Genomic DNA, 15105 nt, shown 5'->3' on the forward strand with positions numbered 1-15105 from the left:
GATTCCAGTTAAAAATCGAGCAGCTTTTCTTCGAGTTGTTCTGCGCTGCTTCGCAGTTTATCGAGAAACCGCAGTTTGCGCACCGTATCCGCCGCCGTGTCCCACGCGGCGTTGTCCAACTGTTCCACCAATTGCTGAAGACGAGCATCAAACATCTTTTGTACACGTTTGATGAAGCTTTCCAGCCGCGCGTCGTCTTTTGATTGTTCGATATCGTCCAGCTCTTCGCGAAGCGTGAGTTGTTCCATCAGAAACGCGGTGTCGCGTACCGTATGTTGCTCGCTGGCCAGATCGAACCCGTGTAAGGAAAGCAGATACTCCGCGCGCGTCAAAGGGTGACGCAGCGTTTGCCAGGCCTGGTTGATCGTGGCGGATTGCTGGACGGCGGCAAGCTGCTGCGCCTGGGTGCCGTTGGCAAATTTGTCAGGGTGATACTGGCGTTGCAGATCCTGAAAACGAAGGCTCAGCGCCTGGGTGTCAATCTGATAACGGGCTGGTAAGCCAAAGAGGGTGAAGTAATCCATAACATTCTCAGGGATAGCCTGTCAGAACAAACCCCACACGCAGGCGACCACGGTGGGGTTATACCTTCTTACTTCGCGTCGCAGATGCGTTGTCTGCGCGGGTTCCCCCAGTCATTTACTCAAGTAAGCGCCTGGGGATTCACTCGCTTGCCGCTTTTCTGCAGCACGAATGCTCGGTATAACAGCGGAACACGGTTACACGTGGAAGCTTTCGCCGCAACCACACTCATCTTTCACATTCGGGTTGGAGAATTTAAACCCTTCGTTCAGACCTTCTTTTACGAAGTCCAGCTGTGTACCGTCCAGAAATTGCAGGCTCTTGCCGTCAACCACTACCTTAACGCCTTTGTCTTCAAACACGGTGTCTTCCGCCGTTGGCTCGTCAACAAATTCCAGTACATAAGCCATACCTGAGCAGCCGGAGGTTCTCACGCCCAGACGCAGACCAAACCCTTTACCACGGTTGGCCAGGAAGGTATTAACTCGCGCTGCTGCACTGTCGCTAAGTGTAATCGACATAACAAAACCTCAATGTTAACGTTCTATTTTATTTCGCTTCGCGTTTGCTTTTGTAATCCGCAATAGCGGCTTTAATCGCGTCTTCCGCCAGAATAGAGCAGTGAATTTTCACCGGCGGCAGCTCCAGTTCGTCTGCAATGTCGGTGTTTTTAATCGCCTGCGCTTCGTCCAGGGATTTCCCTTTCACCCACTCCGTTACCAGAGAACTGGAGGCGATAGCGGAACCGCAGCCGTAAGTCTTGAAGCGCGCGTCTTCAATGATACCTTCATCGTTAACTTTAATCTGCAACTTCATGACGTCGCCGCAGGCCGGAGCGCCAACCATGCCGCTTCCCACGTTATCGTCGTTGTTGTCAAACGACCCTACGTTACGCGGGTTCTCATAGTGATCGATTACTTTTTCGCTGTAAGCCATTATAAATTCTCCTGATTCCGATACCGATTAATGATGTGCCCATTCGATGCTGTTCAGATCCACACCCTGCTTGTACATTTCCCACAGTGGAGAAAGGTCACGCAGACGGCCAATGGATTTACGTACCAGATCAATGGTGTAGTCGATCTCTTCTTCAGTGGTAAAACGACCTAAAGAGAAACGGATAGAGCTATGCGCCAGCTCGTCATTCATGCCCAACGCGCGCAGCACGTAGGACGGTTCCAGACTGGCGGAGGTGCAGGCGGAACCGGAAGAGACCGCCAGGTCTTTCAGCGCCATGATCAGCGACTCGCCTTCAACGTAGTTAAAGCTCACGTTGAGAATGTTTGGCGCGCCCTGCTCAAGGTCGCCGTTCAGGTAAACTTCTTCAATATCTTTGATGCCGTTCCACAGACGGTTACGCAGACCGCGCAGACGGGCCATTTCGGTCTCCATCTCTTCTTTCGCGATACGGTAAGCTTCGCCCATGCCGACGATCTGGTGAACAGGCAGAGTACCAGAGCGCATACCGCGCTCGTGCCCGCCGCCATGCATCTGCGCTTCAATGCGAATACGCGGCTTACGACGCACATACAGCGCGCCAATGCCTTTCGGACCATAAATTTTATGACCGGAGAAGGACATCAGATCCACTTTCAGTTGGCTCAGGTCGATAGGCAGTTTGCCCACGCTCTGGGTGGCATCAACGTGGTAGATGATACCGCGCGCGCGGCACATTTCGCCGATGGTCGCGATATCCTGCACCACGCCGATTTCGTTGTTCACGTGCATGATGGAAACCAGAATGGTGTCGTCACGCATCGCTGCTTCGAGCTCGTTGAGATCGATGATGCCGTTGCGCTGCGGCGCCAGGTAGGTCACTTCAAACCCTTCGCGCTCAAGCTGACGGCAGGTGTCCAGCACCGCTTTGTGCTCGGTCTTGCTGGTGATGATGTGCTTGCCTTTTTTCTGATAAAAGTTGGCAGCGCCTTTAATCGCCAGGTTATCGGACTCCGTCGCCCCTGAGGTAAAGACGATTTCACGCGGGTCGGCGCCGACCAGTTCAGCAATCTGGTTGCGGGCGATATCGACGGCTTCTTCAGCCTGCCAGCCAAAACGGTGTGAACGAGACGCCGGGTTCCCAAAGGTTCCGTCCAGGGTCAGAAACTGCATCATTTTCTCGGCAACACGCGGGTCCACCGGCGTGGTTGCGGAGTAGTCGAGATAAATCGGTAATTTCATTGCTCTTAAACTCCGTACATCACTCAATGCAAGGAATCAGGCAACCGGCTGGATGTACGACCGTGTTGACGGGACGTCCGCGTCCCGGCCTGATTCTGAATTCTTTTTTACGCTTCATCCTTCAGACGACCGCGGCATTCACCGCATGAGGCCGCCAGAAGAGATGGCGTAATATTTTAATTAAGCGCGTAATTTAACGTCGATAGCGTCCTGCGCACGACCGCTGGCGCGCGGCGCGTCATGCGTGTGCTGGCGACCAGACACATCCAGAACTTCCTGGTTATTCACCAGCTCGCCTAAAGTAATATTGTTGAGAAAACCGGTCAGACGATCGCTTAAATCACGCCACAGCGCATGGGTCAGGCATTTATCGCCGCCCTGGCAGCCGCCTTTGCCCTGGCAACGGGTCGCGTCAACGGATTCATCAACCGCGCTGATCACTTCGCCGACCGCGATACTGCCAGCATCTTTACCCAGCAGATAACCGCCGCCCGGCCCGCGTACGCTGGAAACCAGACCGTTTTTACGTAAACGGGAAAATAGCTGTTCCAGATAAGAAAGGGAAATCCCCTGACGTTCAGAAATATCAGCCAACGGTACCGGGCCCGCTTCGGAGTTGAGCGCAACGTCTAACATTGCGGTCACGGCATAACGCCCTTTAGATGTCAGTCTCATGTCTTACTTAACCTCAAACTCGCCCCTGCCCGGGGTTTTTTATTGTAAAATGGGGGTATTGCATAGCAGGGACAAGTCTGACATTCCCGAGTAATTTGGTCAACTATTTACTTGAGTAAATTAGTCAGGTATTTAGCGTTCCGTGCGGCATTAACGCGGTTACTTGCCTTTATTCTGCTGCTCAATAGACGCCAGAATCCCACGCAGAATATTCAACTCCTGGCTTTCCGGGCGGGCGCGGGTAAACAGACGGCGCAATTTATTCATCACCTGCCCCGGATGGTTTTCGCGAATAAAGCCAGTGGAGAGCAACGTCTGCTCCAGATGGCCGTAGAAACGTTCAAGATCGTCCACCAGCGGATACGGCGTCTCTTCATGATCTGCCGCGTCGCCGTTTTCCTGCGTCGCCAGCCAGGCCATACGGACTTCATACGCGATGACCTGTACCGCCATCGCCAGATTCAACGAGCTGTACTCCGGGTTAGCGGCAATCGCGACGTGATAATGGCATTTTTGCAACTCATCGTTAGTCAGCCCGACACGCTCACGACCAAAAACCAGCGCAACCGGCGTATTTGCCGCTTCCGCCACGCTTTTTAAGCCGCACTCGCGCGGATCAAGCATCGGCCACGGCAGAGTGCGGGAACGGGCGCTGGTGCCGACCACCAGGCTACAGCCAGCCAACGCTTCGTCCAGCGTATCGACGATCTGCGCATTACCGATCACATCGCTGGCGCCTGCCGCCAGAGCGATGGCCTGGGAGTCCGGTTTCACCAGCGGGTTTACCAGCCACAGGTTAGTTAAGCCCATGGTTTTCATAGCGCGAGCCACGGAGCCCATATTGCCGGTGTGGGAGGTTTCCACCAGCACAATTCGAATGTTTTGCAGCATTGTCTTTCTTCAGCTAAAGATTATTCTGACATCTTACCATAAAACCAAGACAGATTCCGATCTCGCTGCTATACTCTGCGCCGTTTTCCCGTTCTTTAACATCCAGTGAGAGAGACCGATGCATCCGATGCTGACCATCGCCGTGCGCGCAGCGCGCAAGGCGGGTAATGTAATTGCCAAAAACTATGAAACTCCGGACGCTGTAGAAGCGAGCCAAAAAGGCAGTAACGATTTTGTGACCAATGTAGATAAGGCCGCTGAAGCGGTAATTATCGACACCATTCGCAAATCTTACCCGCAACACACTATTATCACCGAAGAAAGCGGTGAGCACGTTGGCACAGATCAGGATGTTCAATGGGTTATCGATCCGCTGGATGGCACCACCAACTTCATCAAACGTCTGCCACACTTCTCTGTTTCCATTGCTGTACGCATTAAAGGCCGTACTGAAGTGGCTGTCGTTTACGATCCGATGCGTAACGAACTGTTCACCGCCACCCGCGGTCAGGGCGCGCAGCTGAACGGCTACCGTCTGCGCGGCAGTACCGCGCGCGATCTGGACGGCACTATTCTCGCTACCGGCTTCCCGTTCAAAGCCAAACAATACGCGACCACCTACATTAATATTATCGGCAAGCTGTTCACCGAATGCGCCGATTTCCGCCGCACCGGTTCCGCCGCGCTGGATCTGGCCTATGTGGCTGCAGGTCGTGTCGATGGTTTCTTTGAAATTGGCCTTCGTCCGTGGGATTTCGCCGCGGGCGAACTGCTGGTTCGTGAAGCGGGCGGTATCGTCAGCGATTTCACCGGCGGTCATAACTACATGATGACCGGTAATATCGTGGCGGGGAATCCGCGCGTCGTTAAAGCCATGCTGGCGAATATGCGCGACGAACTGAGCGATGCGCTGAAGCGCTAAGTCTCTTCGGCGGATGGGGCCACTCATCCGCCGTGCCTTTTCAGGCGTTTTTCCTAAACACAGCCTCATCGCTTTACTTGCCTGCATGTTTTTGTACGATCGCTCCCTGCTCCGCTATTGGCATAAAGCGGCAAGGAAGCGAACATGACCCTTCAACATACCCGACGCATCGTCAAATCCCTTTTTATTCTGTTTATCATTGTGGTCTGTATTTATCTGCTACCCCGCGTAGCGATCAATGCCTTTTATTACCCGGACAATAAAGTCTATGGGCCAACCCCTGCCGAAGCTGAATCCATTACCTTTACCGCCAAAGATGGCACGCATCTGCACGGCTGGTTTATTCCCACTGCTTTCGGCAGGCCGGAAAACGCCGTCGCGACGGTGATTCATGTCCATGGCAACGCCGGAAATATGTCGGCGCACTGGCCGTTAGTCAGTTGGCTGCCAGAACGCAACGTAAACCTGTTTATGTTTGATTACCGTGGGTTTGGCGAATCTGAGGGCACCCCATCACAAGAGGGGCTACTGGACGATACGAAAAGCGCGATAGATTATGTGCGGCATCGCGCCGACGTTAACCCCGAGCGCCTGGTACTGCTGGGGCAGAGCCTGGGCGGCAATAATGTACTGGCCGCCGTAGGCCACTGCGTAGGCTGCGCAAATATGCGCTACGCCGACCAGGCGGGCATACGTGCGATTATTCTCGACTCAACATTTTTATCCTATTCCTCCATCGCCAACCAGATGATCCCGGGCAGCGGCTATTTGCTTGATGACCGCTATAGCGCGGATCGCAATATCGCCAGCGTCAGCCCCATTCCGGTATTGATTCTTCATGGCACGGCAGACCATGTTATTCCCTGGCAGGACAGTGAGAAATTGTATGCCCTCGCCCGGGAGCCCAAACAAAAAATCTTCATTCCTGACGGCGATCACATTGATGCTTTTTCCGGACGTTATGCAAACCTTTACCGCGATGCGATGATTAAATTTATTCAGACCGCGCTATCCGCTAAATAGCGCAACGCTGTATATATGCATATTTTATGATTAAGAATATATTTATTATACCGATAGTAAAAACCATTTTTTCCCGTTAGCGAAGGCGGTGGATTAGCGCTAGCGTAACAGTAATATTCAACTGATTTTTATAACAATTTATTTTCATTTGTTTTTCCTGAATATTACTGTGGAGTATGTGATGGCTATCAAAATTACGCCTGACGAGTTTAGTTTGCTTATCCAGCGATTAAACAAAAAATGGCGCGTGTTTGCCCCGTCCGCAGAGTTTCGCGGCGGACGTTTTTCCGACACTGACAACATTATTTATCAACGGATTAGCGGCTGGCGCGATCTCATCTGGCACGAGAAATCGCACATGTCGCCGAATACCATTATCGCCCCTATCACCGAAACGCTCTTTTATTTCGATAAAGACACCATTCAAATTGCCGAGACAGACACCTCCCCGATAATCATCTTTGCCCGCGCCTGCGACATTAACGCCATGTCGCGGCTGGATTATATGTATTTATCAAATGGGAATAATTCCGATTACAGTTATCAACTGCTACGGGAGCATATTCGTTTCGTCCTTATTGAGTGTGAAGAAAGCTTCGAAAATTGTTTCTGCGTCTCAATGGGTACCAATAAAACTGACTGTTATAGCGCCGCCATGCGTTTTAGCGATGAGGGCGCGCTTGTCAGCATCCGCGATCCCTTTATCGAGGCGGCGATACAAGGGCTGGGGCAGGAGGCTGACTATACCCCCTCTTTCGTCAGCGAAAACCGGGAAACCGTCGTCACGCCGGACAGCGTTTGCCGCGATCCGCAAAAAATTCGCGACATTCTCACCCGCCACCCGCTATGGGACGCCTACGACAGCCGCTGCATCAGTTGTGGCCGCTGCACTACCGGGTGCCCAACCTGTACCTGCTATAGCGTCTTTGACGTCGCCTATGATGAAAATCCGCAGCGCGGCGAACGCCGCCGCCAGTGGGCAAGCTGCATGGTGCCGGGCTTTAGCGACATGGCCGGCGGTCATGGTTTTCGCGAAAAACCCGGCGAGCGTCTGCGCTACCGCGCCCTGCATAAGGTCAATGACTACAAAGCGCGCAACGGCATTGAACATATGTGCGTCGGCTGCGGCCGCTGCGACGATCGCTGCCCGCAATACATCAAATTTTCTTTGATTATCAATAAAATGACTGCTGCCGTTCGGCAGGCGCTGGCAGAGGAGGCATAACGCATGTCACATTGTTCCTGTCATGATAAACCGCAGCACAGTTTGCTGCCTGCGGCGTACCGCATCCTCAGTATTACTCGCCACACGCCGCTGGAGTGGAATTTCCGCGTGGCCGTCGATTTTCCCGCGCACTGGGGGCAATTTGTTGAGGTGTCGCTGCCGCGCGTCGGCGAAGCGCCCATCTCCGTTTCCGACTACGGCGACGGCTGGATAGATCTGCTGATTCGTAATGTCGGAAAAGTGACCAGCGCCCTCTTTACGCTGAAAGAAGGCGACAACGTGTGGCTACGCGGCTGCTATGGCAATGGCTATCCGGTCGATACGCTGCGCCATAAACCCTTACTGGTTGTCGCAGGCGGCACGGGCGTCGCGCCGGTGAAAGGCTTAATGCGCTATTTCGTTGAGAATCCCCAGGAAATTGGTCAACTGGATATGATTCTCGGCTATAAAAATCGCGATTGCGTGCTGTACAAAGAAGAAATGGCGACGTGGCGCGGCAAACATAATCTGGTGCTCACGCTGGATGAAGGCGAGGCTGATGACCGTTACCAGATTGGCCGGGTGACCGATCGGCTTGCCGACATGACGCTTAGCGATATCGACACTATGCAGGCCATCGTCGTTGGGCCGCCAATAATGATTACCTTTACCGTAAAAATGCTGCTGCAAAAAGGGCTCAAGCCGGAGCAAATTTGGGTGGACTACGAACGCCGGATGGCCTGCTCCGTCGGGAAGTGCGGCCACTGCCGTATGGGCGAAGTGTATGTCTGCACCGACGGCCCGATATTTAACTACGCCGTCGCGCAACGTTTTGCCGATTAAGGAGAACATCATGAGCATTGATATTGATATCATTAAAGCCCGTGCGAAAAACGAATATCGCCTGTCAAAAGTGCGCGGCGAAGCCATGATCAGCGTCCGCATTCCCGGCGGTATTTTGCCCGCGCATTTGCTAACGGTGGCGCGTGACATCGCCGAAACCTGGGGCAACGGACAAATTCACCTCACTACCCGCCAGAAGCTGGCGATGCCGGGTATCCGTTACGAAGATATCGACAACGTGAACGCCGCGCTGGAGCCGTTTCTTCGCGAGATTGAAATAGAACTGTGCGACGTCCAGGTTGAGGATACCAAAGCGGGCTATCTCGCTATTGGCGGGCGAAATATTGTCGCCTGTCAGGGGAACCGCATTTGCCAGAAAGCCAACACTGACACGACCGGTCTGTCCCGTCGTCTTGAAAAACTGGTCTATCCCAGCCCTTATCATCTCAAAACGGTCATCGTTGGCTGCCCGAATGATTGCGCGAAGGCGTCAATGGCCGATCTGGGAATTATTGGCGTGGCGAAAATGCGCTTCACTGCCGATCGCTGTATCGGTTGCGGCGCCTGCGTGAAGGCCTGTAGTCACCACGCGGTAGGCTGCCTGGCGCTGAAGAACGGCAAAGCGGTCAAAGAAGAGTCCGCCTGTATCGGCTGCGGCGAGTGCGTGCTGGCCTGTCCGACGCTGGCCTGGCAACGTAAGCCGGATCAGCTCTGGCAAGTCCGTCTGGGCGGACGCACCAGTAAAAAGACGCCGCGCGTCGGCAAGCTCTTCCTCAACTGGGTGACTGAAGATGTGATAAAGCAGGTGATCGTTAACCTGTATGAATTTGAAAAAGAGATGCTCGGCGGAAAACCGATCTATCTCCATATGGGCCATCTGATCGACAAAGGCGGCTACCTGCGTTTTAAAGAACGGGTACTGCGCGGCGTTCAGCTCAATCCGGAAGCGATGGTCGCCGAACGCATTTACTGGGCCGAAGACGAATCCGTCGCGCGGATGCATCTCAAACCCGCCGGGCACTAATCAACCACGCCATGGCCGCAGCCCGCCCACAGGCTGCGGCACGCTAAACCACATGACCAGCGCCGCAACAAGCAGTATGACCCCTCCGGCCAGCGCCAGCGTTGACCAGCCTACCTGCCGCCATAACGCCGGCGCTTTGTTTCCACTGAGTTTCACCGCCAGAGCACGAAAAGTGTGTACCAGCAGCGCCAGCGAGGTAATCGTTAGCGAGGTTCCCGCCGCCATTGCCAGTACCGACGCCATTCCCCAGCTAAAAACGCCAATCACTTTACTGAATAACAGCACCATTATCGCGCCGGAACAGGGCCGCATCCCCATAGACAGTACGATCATGAGTCGCGCGCGCCAGTCATCGCCGCTATGCAATTGTTCCTGCGTCGGTAGATGCTGATGTCCGCAGCCGCATTTTTCATGGTGAACATGGCGCGGCGTAAAAGCGATAAAGACAGGTTTACGTAGCAGCGCGCGTAACCTTTTTATGGCCCGCCAGCACAGCAAGATGCCCAGCCCGCCAACTAACGCATAGCTCCCCTTTTCCAGCCAGAAACCGCTCAGATGGAGCTGCCTGGCCGGAAGTTGCAATACGGTCAGCACGCCCACCACCAACCCGATAGCCACGAACCCCTGTAATAACGCGGCGGCGAGGGTTAACACGATACTTGATTTCAGCTTCGAAGGATGCGTCGCCAGCCATGTCGCGATCACCACTTTGCCGTGTCCCGGCCCCAGCGCATGAAGCACGCCATACATAAAACTCAGCAGAAGCAACGATCCGCCCGCCCGCTCAGGATGCGTCGCCACCGCGTTAAGCAGCGCGCTCAACTGCTGATTTACGTCCCGCTGCCAAAGAGCGCTTTTCAACATCACCTGCGGCCAGGCCTGCCATATCCACAGACCGCCAACCAGCATCAGCAGCAGGAATAACGCCAGTGGCCACAGCGAGAGCCAGCGTCGCCCCGGAGCGCGTTGAGAAAAAATTACTGACATTGCAAGGTCACCGTTTGGGCAAACTGTTTACCTAAATCCATATCCTCCGGCGGCGCGTCCTCTTTATCCAGCGACTGGGCGAAACGTAGCGTCTCTTCGCCGGGCGCAGGAGTATAAACCTGAATCCGACACTTTTCGCGCAGCGGTTCCGGCATCGTGATATCGCTGTCCTGGTCATAATGCATATCGACATAATAAGAGGGATCAAACGTTGAAAAGGTATAAGTCTGTCCGCTTAACGGCTGCGGTTCAGCCAGCGGTAGCGTAAAGGTCAATACCGCCTGATGCGCGTCACGCGTCATACCGTATTCTGTCGGCCTGTTTTTAAACTTCACTTTCGCGCCATTGCGCCACACTTCTGTAAAGTAGTGCTGCCCAAGTACGTTAGCCATCACTTCCGCCGCCAACTTTTTCCATATTTCTGACCCCGGTGCCGCGTTTCCGGCGTCATACAGCAGATCTGCGGACGTCAGCGCGTCCATTGTCCAGCGCATTTTTAACGCCACAAATTGCTCATTTTCACTGACCACCTGCGTTTGCAGACGGATGAAGCTGTGCGGATGCGCCGCCGCCACGAAAGATAAAACGGCAAGAAATAGTGTTAAGGCGCTGCGTTTCACTGGCTTCATCTGTTCCTCGCGATAAAAATTCTGTGACGTTCCTCAGCATTCCTGGCCTAAAAGCACGCTTATCACATTTTTCACACGCAAACTTTAGCTATCCTTACCAGACAAACTAACGGGAGACCTGACAGATGATGCCGACAATTGCCCCACCATCTGTACTTTCCGCTCCCCAGCGCCGCTGTCAGGTATTGCTGACGCTTTTCCAGCCGGAGCCAATTGCCACGGTGGAAATCTTCAGCGCGCTTAATGGCGTTGATGATGATACTGCCCGTGAGGATATCACTGAGACAAGCCTGGAGATCCAGCGCTATCATCGCCTTGCCATCACAACATGCCAGAACGGTTGCTATCGGATCGAAGGTACAGCACTCGATCAGCGCCTTTGCCTTTTACACTGGCTCAGGCGCGGCCTGCGTTTATGCCCGACCTTCGTCACGCAACAGTTTACCCCGGCCTTAAAAAACGCGCTAAAACAGCGCGGTATCGCGCGTCCGCTGTATGACGATATTAATCTGCACGCGCTCATCAATCTGTGCGCCCGCCGGTTGCAAAAACCATTTGAACATCGCGACGTGCAGTTCCTGCGTCTCTTTTTACAGTATTGTCTGCTACAACACCATGCCGGCATCACCCCGGAATTCAACCCTGTGCAGCAGATTTGGGCGCAGTCGTGCGCGGAATATCCACTCGCCCAGGAAATTGGTCGTCACTGGCAGCGCCACGTGATGCAGGCCGCACCGCTCAATGAAGCGCTGTTTATGGCGTTACTGTTTTCAATGATTCGCCTCCCCGACCCGATTCGCGACACGCATCAACGGGCGCAGCAACTGCGACTGGAGGTGGCGCGGCTGGTGCTGCGCTTTCGAGAAAAAGGGAACGTACGCTTCAGCGACGAACAAGGGCTTAACGATCAGCTGTATGTCCATCTCGCCCAGGCGCTGAACCGAAGTTTATTCACGATTGGCATCGATAATACGCTTCCGGAAGAGTTCAACCGTCTTTATCCGCGTCTGGTTCGCACCACACGTGAGGCGCTCGCCGGGTTTGAAGCCGAATATGGTATCCACTTTTCCGAGGAAGAGACGGGGCTGGTGGCAGTGATTTTCGGCGCCTGGCTAATGCAGGATAACGATTTGCATGAGAGACAGATCGTATTGTTAGCGGATAAAAATGATGCGCTGGAGACGCATATTGAGCAGCAACTGCGTGAACTGACCTTATTGCCGCTGAATATCAGACGGATATCGCTCCAGGCGTTTCAAAAAGAGGGATGCCCGCGCGGCGTAGCGCTGATTGTTACCCCTTACGCCACGCCGCTACCGCTCTTCTCACCGCCATTAATTCATGCGGATCGCGCCCTCACAGAGCACCAACAGCAGCAGATCCGCAAGATCCTGGAATCATGACGCGGCAACCACTTTGGGCCGAAGGAAGATAGCGGGCAATGCCACCAGCGCCATAATCCAGAATACGCCGCCGCCCAGATGTTGATACAGAAAACCGGCAAATACCGTCATAATCGCGATACTGCCGCCCATCGCCACAGCGGAATAGACGGCCTGCAAACGAATCACCTCGCTTCCCTGACGCGCAGCGATATAGCGCATGGCGGCCAGATGGCAAACGGTAAACGTGCCACAGTGCAGGATTTGTATCACAATCAGCCACGGCAACGCCGTACTCCAGCCCATCAGTCCCCAGCGTACCACGCCGCACACAGCGGAAAGCAACAGCAAGTCGCGGGCGCTAAACCGGCGGAATAGCTTTTTACTCAGGGCAAAAATGATCACTTCCGCCACCACGCCCAACGACCATAAATAGCCGACCGCCGATGCTGAATAGCCAGCCCCCTGCCAGTAGATGGCGCTAAAACCGTAGTAGGCGGCGTGCGCCCCTTGCAGCAAACAGACGCAGGCGAGAAAACGCCAACTTTGTGCCACCAGCGTACGCCAGGCGGGCCAGCCTGCGCTCTCCTGCTGACGGCTTTCCCCTTGCGGCGGCACGCTGGGACGTAACAACATACCCAGCAACATCGAGGCGACGCCGAGCGTCAGTAGCGCCAGAATCGCCTGGTAATCGTATAAACTCACCAGCTTACCGGTCAGCGCCGACCCAATCACGAAGGCGATGGACCCCCACAGCCGCACCCGACCATAGTCCAGGGTAATTTGCTTTTGCCAGGTATTGGCCAGCGCATCGGTCAGCGGCACCAGTGGTGAAAAGAAGAGGTTAAACCCAACCATCACCACCATTAGCCACGCGACATGCGTTCCTGCCCAAAATGCCAGCGCAAATACCAGCGTCAGCAATGCCAGGACGCGCAGCGCGGAGATCAACCGCGAAGGATCGCTTACGCGAGGCGCAATGAGCAGACTACCGAGAAAACGCGCGACCAGACCCACGCCCAGAAGAAGACCGATGGTTTCCGGCGTTAGCCCAAGACCTTTGAGCCAGACGCTCCAGAAGGGCAGAAAAATACCGTAACTAAAGAAGTAGGTGAAATAACTGAGCGCCAGCCAGCGCGTGGAATGCAATGCCATGATTCCCTCCCGTTTGGAGGCGATAGTCTGGCGGTAAACGGTTGCGCTGGCAAGGGTAACATAAGGTTAACAGGCGGAGGGAGAAGTTCAAACGGCAACGCCGCCGGATAATGACTTCCGGCGGCGTCACGTTATGGCGCATAAGTAATGCCCGACAGACGCAGCGCCATCGGGACATTTACACAACACAAACGCTTACGCGTAAACCGGGAAGCGGGCGCAGATATCCAGTACTTTCGCTTTCACGCGTTCAATGGTGGCTTCATCATTGATGTTGTCCAGCACGTCACACATCCAGCCAGCCAGCTCTTTCACTTCCGCTTCTTTGAAGCCGCGACGAGTAACCGCCGGAGAACCGATACGGATACCGGAGGTCACGAACGGGCTCTTAGGATCGTTCGGCACGCTGTTTTTGTTCACGGTGATGTTAGCACGGCCCAGCGCGGCGTCAGCTTCTTTACCGGTCAGGTTTTTATCCACCAGGTCCAGCAGGAACAGGTGGTTCTCAGTGCCGCCAGACACCACTTTGTAGCCGCGGTTCAGGAACACTTCTACCATCGCTTTGGCGTTTTTCGCCACCTGCTGCTGGTAAACTTTGAACTCCGGCTCCATCGCTTCTTTCAGCGCTACCGCTTTACCCGCGATCACGTGCATCAGCGGGCCGCCCTGCGCGCTTGGGAACACGGCGGAGTTCAGTTTTTTGTACAGCTCTTCATCGCCGCCCTTCGCCAGGATCAGGCCGCCGCGCGGACCCGCCAGGGTTTTGTGGGTGGTGGTGGTGACAACGTGAGCGTGCGGAACCGGGTTCGGGTAAACGCCTGCGGCAATCAGGCCCGCCACGTGCGCCATGTCGACAAACAGGTATGCGCCGATGCTGTCAGCGATTTCACGCATTTTTGCCCAGTCAACCACGCCGGAGTAGGCAGAGAAGCCACCGATAATCATCTTCGGCTTGTGCTCTTTGGCCAGCTTCGCCATCTCGTCATAGTCAATTTTACCGGACTCATCGATACCGTAAGGTACGATGTTGTACAGTTTACCGGAGAAGTTAACCGGGGAGCCGTGAGTCAGGTGGCCGCCCTGCGCCAGGTTCATACCCAGAACGGTGTCGCCCGGCTGCAGCAGCGCGGTGTAAACAGCGAAGTTAGCCTGAGAACCGGAGTGCGGCTGCACGTTAGCGTAGTCGGCGCCGAACAGTTCTTTCGCGCGGTCGATAGCCAGCTGCTCTACGACATCAACGTATTCGCAACCGCCGTAGTAGCGCTTGCCCGGATATCCTTCAGCGTATTTGTTGGTCAGCTGAGACCCCTGCGCCTGCATCACGCGCGGGCTGGTGTAGTTTTCGGAGGCGATCAGTTCGATGTGCTCTTCCTGACGTACTTTTTCCTGCTCCATAGCCTGCCACAACTCGGCATCATAATCGGCAATGTTCATTTCACGCTTTAACATCCGCATCTCCTGACTCAGCTAACAATAAAATTTGTGCCTGAAAAGGCAGTCCGTGGGACTTCGGCCAACAGTATAACCGAATCATTCTTCGATAACAGGTCTTGACAAAGGTTTTTACGCAAACGATTACCTGTGCGTCAGATAAGGGTTTCCTGAACGAGAGCCTGACGAATTTCAACGGATTTCTTTTCAGCTTTGTGATGCAGATTTTTCACGTTGTT

16 protein-coding genes are annotated in these 15105 nt (G+C 54.4%); 6 read left to right on the forward strand and 10 right to left on the reverse strand.

Features of this window, described 5'->3' with window-relative positions:
- Nucleotides 1-8: 8 nt before the first annotated feature.
- From hscB to trmJ, 6 genes are all read right to left on the reverse strand, one after another.
- Nucleotides 9-524 carry a co-chaperone HscB gene (gene hscB, locus EOS97_RS02450; protein ID WP_000384395.1) on the reverse strand — a complete coding sequence of 172 codons (516 nt, stop codon included), beginning with the start codon at nt 522-524 and terminating at the stop codon, nt 9-11.
- 195 nt (nt 525-719) lie between these two features.
- Complete coding sequence (gene iscA, locus EOS97_RS02455; protein ID WP_000028952.1) at nt 720-1043, reverse strand: iron-sulfur cluster assembly protein IscA; 324 nt, start codon at nt 1041-1043, stop codon at nt 720-722.
- A 28-nt stretch (nt 1044-1071) separates the two neighbouring features.
- On the reverse strand, nt 1072-1458 hold the full coding sequence (gene iscU, locus EOS97_RS02460) for a Fe-S cluster assembly scaffold IscU (protein WP_000331704.1): 387 nt from the start codon (nt 1456-1458) through the stop codon (nt 1072-1074).
- Nucleotides 1459-1485: 27 nt separating this feature from the next.
- A complete protein-coding gene (gene iscS, locus EOS97_RS02465) occupies nt 1486-2700 on the reverse strand; it encodes a cysteine desulfurase (protein WP_000775263.1) in 1215 nt (404 codons plus the stop codon).
- Between the two features lie 180 nt (nt 2701-2880).
- On the reverse strand, nt 2881-3375 hold the full coding sequence (iscR, locus tag EOS97_RS02470; RefSeq protein WP_001241346.1) for a Fe-S cluster assembly transcriptional regulator IscR: 495 nt from the start codon (nt 3373-3375) through the stop codon (nt 2881-2883).
- A gap of 159 nt (nt 3376-3534) precedes the next feature.
- On the reverse strand, nt 3535-4266 hold the full coding sequence (gene trmJ / locus EOS97_RS02475; protein ID WP_000940032.1) for a tRNA (cytosine(32)/uridine(32)-2'-O)-methyltransferase TrmJ: 732 nt from the start codon (nt 4264-4266) through the stop codon (nt 3535-3537).
- 118 nt (nt 4267-4384) lie between these two features.
- On the opposite strand from trmJ, the gene suhB reads away from it, so the two are divergent.
- The 5 genes from suhB to asrC all read left to right on the forward strand — a co-directional run bounded on the left by suhB (nt 4385) and on the right by asrC (nt 9282).
- Entirely contained in the window at nt 4385-5188 is an 804-nt protein-coding gene (suhB, locus tag EOS97_RS02480) for an inositol-1-monophosphatase (protein WP_000553473.1), read from the forward strand.
- Nucleotides 5189-5332: 144 nt separating this feature from the next.
- Nucleotides 5333-6211 (forward strand): alpha/beta hydrolase, encoded by an 879-nt coding sequence (locus EOS97_RS02485; RefSeq protein WP_000174944.1) that lies wholly within the window; start codon nt 5333-5335, stop codon nt 6209-6211.
- 181 nt (nt 6212-6392) lie between these two features.
- Nucleotides 6393-7436 carry an anaerobic sulfite reductase subunit AsrA gene (gene asrA / locus EOS97_RS02490; protein ID WP_000985209.1) on the forward strand — a complete coding sequence of 348 codons (1044 nt, stop codon included), beginning with the start codon at nt 6393-6395 and terminating at the stop codon, nt 7434-7436.
- Nucleotides 7437-7439: 3 nt separating this feature from the next.
- The gene (asrB, locus tag EOS97_RS02495) at nt 7440-8258 is read left to right on the forward strand and encodes an anaerobic sulfite reductase subunit AsrB (protein ID WP_000017587.1); all 819 of its coding nucleotides are present in this window, start codon (nt 7440-7442) and stop codon (nt 8256-8258) included.
- A 10-nt stretch (nt 8259-8268) separates the two neighbouring features.
- Nucleotides 8269-9282: a sulfite reductase subunit C gene (asrC, locus tag EOS97_RS02500; protein WP_000020685.1), complete on the forward strand. Its 1014-nt coding sequence runs from the start codon at nt 8269-8271 to the stop codon at nt 9280-9282.
- Here asrC and EOS97_RS02505 read toward each other — a convergent pair whose 3' ends face one another.
- Nucleotides 9283-10269, reverse strand: coding sequence for a nickel/cobalt transporter (locus EOS97_RS02505; RefSeq protein ID WP_000111004.1), 987 nt, complete (start codon nt 10267-10269; stop codon nt 9283-9285).
- Nucleotides 10260-10898 (reverse strand): DUF1007 family protein, encoded by a 639-nt coding sequence (locus EOS97_RS02510; RefSeq protein WP_000805728.1) that lies wholly within the window; start codon nt 10896-10898, stop codon nt 10260-10262. The genes EOS97_RS02505 and EOS97_RS02510 overlap by 10 nt, the downstream gene beginning before the upstream one ends.
- 125 nt (nt 10899-11023) lie before the next feature.
- Here EOS97_RS02510 and csiE point away from each other — a divergent pair, with 125 nt between their 5' ends.
- Nucleotides 11024-12301: a stationary phase inducible protein CsiE gene (csiE, locus tag EOS97_RS02515; protein ID WP_000982961.1), complete on the forward strand. Its 1278-nt coding sequence runs from the start codon at nt 11024-11026 to the stop codon at nt 12299-12301.
- Here csiE and EOS97_RS02520 read toward each other — a convergent pair.
- Together EOS97_RS02520 and glyA are read right to left on the reverse strand one after the other, a co-directional pair.
- Entirely contained in the window at nt 12296-13435 is a 1140-nt protein-coding gene (locus EOS97_RS02520; RefSeq protein WP_001173729.1) for a 3-phenylpropionate MFS transporter, read from the reverse strand. The two genes, csiE and EOS97_RS02520, sit on opposite strands and share 6 nt — an antisense overlap.
- Before the next feature lie 195 nt (nt 13436-13630).
- Entirely contained in the window at nt 13631-14884 is a 1254-nt protein-coding gene (glyA, locus tag EOS97_RS02525; RefSeq protein ID WP_000919178.1) for a serine hydroxymethyltransferase, read from the reverse strand.
- Nucleotides 14885-15105 lie beyond the last annotated feature (221 nt).

It is taken from the genome of Salmonella sp. SSDFZ54, from assembly GCF_004010735.1.
Taxonomy (GTDB): Bacteria; Pseudomonadota; Gammaproteobacteria; order Enterobacterales; family Enterobacteriaceae; genus Salmonella; species Salmonella enterica.

Coding starts and splice junctions, on each gene's coding strand:
- iscR (WP_001241346.1), bottom strand. CDS start 3,375: ATGAGACTGACATCTAAAGGGCGTTATGCCGTGACCGCAATGTTAGAC.
- asrC (WP_000020685.1), top strand. CDS start 8,269: ATGAGCATTGATATTGATATCATTAAAGCCCGTGCGAAAAACGAATAT.
- asrB (WP_000017587.1), top strand. CDS start 7,440: ATGTCACATTGTTCCTGTCATGATAAACCGCAGCACAGTTTGCTGCCT.
- iscA (WP_000028952.1), bottom strand. CDS start 1,043: ATGTCGATTACACTTAGCGACAGTGCAGCAGCGCGAGTTAATACCTTC.
- EOS97_RS02520 (WP_001173729.1), bottom strand. CDS start 13,435: ATGGCATTGCATTCCACGCGCTGGCTGGCGCTCAGTTATTTCACCTAC.
- csiE (WP_000982961.1), top strand. CDS start 11,024: ATGATGCCGACAATTGCCCCACCATCTGTACTTTCCGCTCCCCAGCGC.
- EOS97_RS02510 (WP_000805728.1), bottom strand. CDS start 10,898: ATGAAGCCAGTGAAACGCAGCGCCTTAACACTATTTCTTGCCGTTTTA.
- glyA (WP_000919178.1), bottom strand. CDS start 14,884: ATGTTAAAGCGTGAAATGAACATTGCCGATTATGATGCCGAGTTGTGG.
- asrA (WP_000985209.1), top strand. CDS start 6,393: ATGGCTATCAAAATTACGCCTGACGAGTTTAGTTTGCTTATCCAGCGA.
- trmJ (WP_000940032.1), bottom strand. CDS start 4,266: ATGCTGCAAAACATTCGAATTGTGCTGGTGGAAACCTCCCACACCGGC.
- EOS97_RS02485 (WP_000174944.1), top strand. CDS start 5,333: ATGACCCTTCAACATACCCGACGCATCGTCAAATCCCTTTTTATTCTG.
- iscU (WP_000331704.1), bottom strand. CDS start 1,458: ATGGCTTACAGCGAAAAAGTAATCGATCACTATGAGAACCCGCGTAAC.
- EOS97_RS02505 (WP_000111004.1), bottom strand. CDS start 10,269: ATGTCAGTAATTTTTTCTCAACGCGCTCCGGGGCGACGCTGGCTCTCG.
- iscS (WP_000775263.1), bottom strand. CDS start 2,700: ATGAAATTACCGATTTATCTCGACTACTCCGCAACCACGCCGGTGGAC.
- hscB (WP_000384395.1), bottom strand. CDS start 524: ATGGATTACTTCACCCTCTTTGGCTTACCAGCCCGTTATCAGATTGAC.
- suhB (WP_000553473.1), top strand. CDS start 4,385: ATGCATCCGATGCTGACCATCGCCGTGCGCGCAGCGCGCAAGGCGGGT.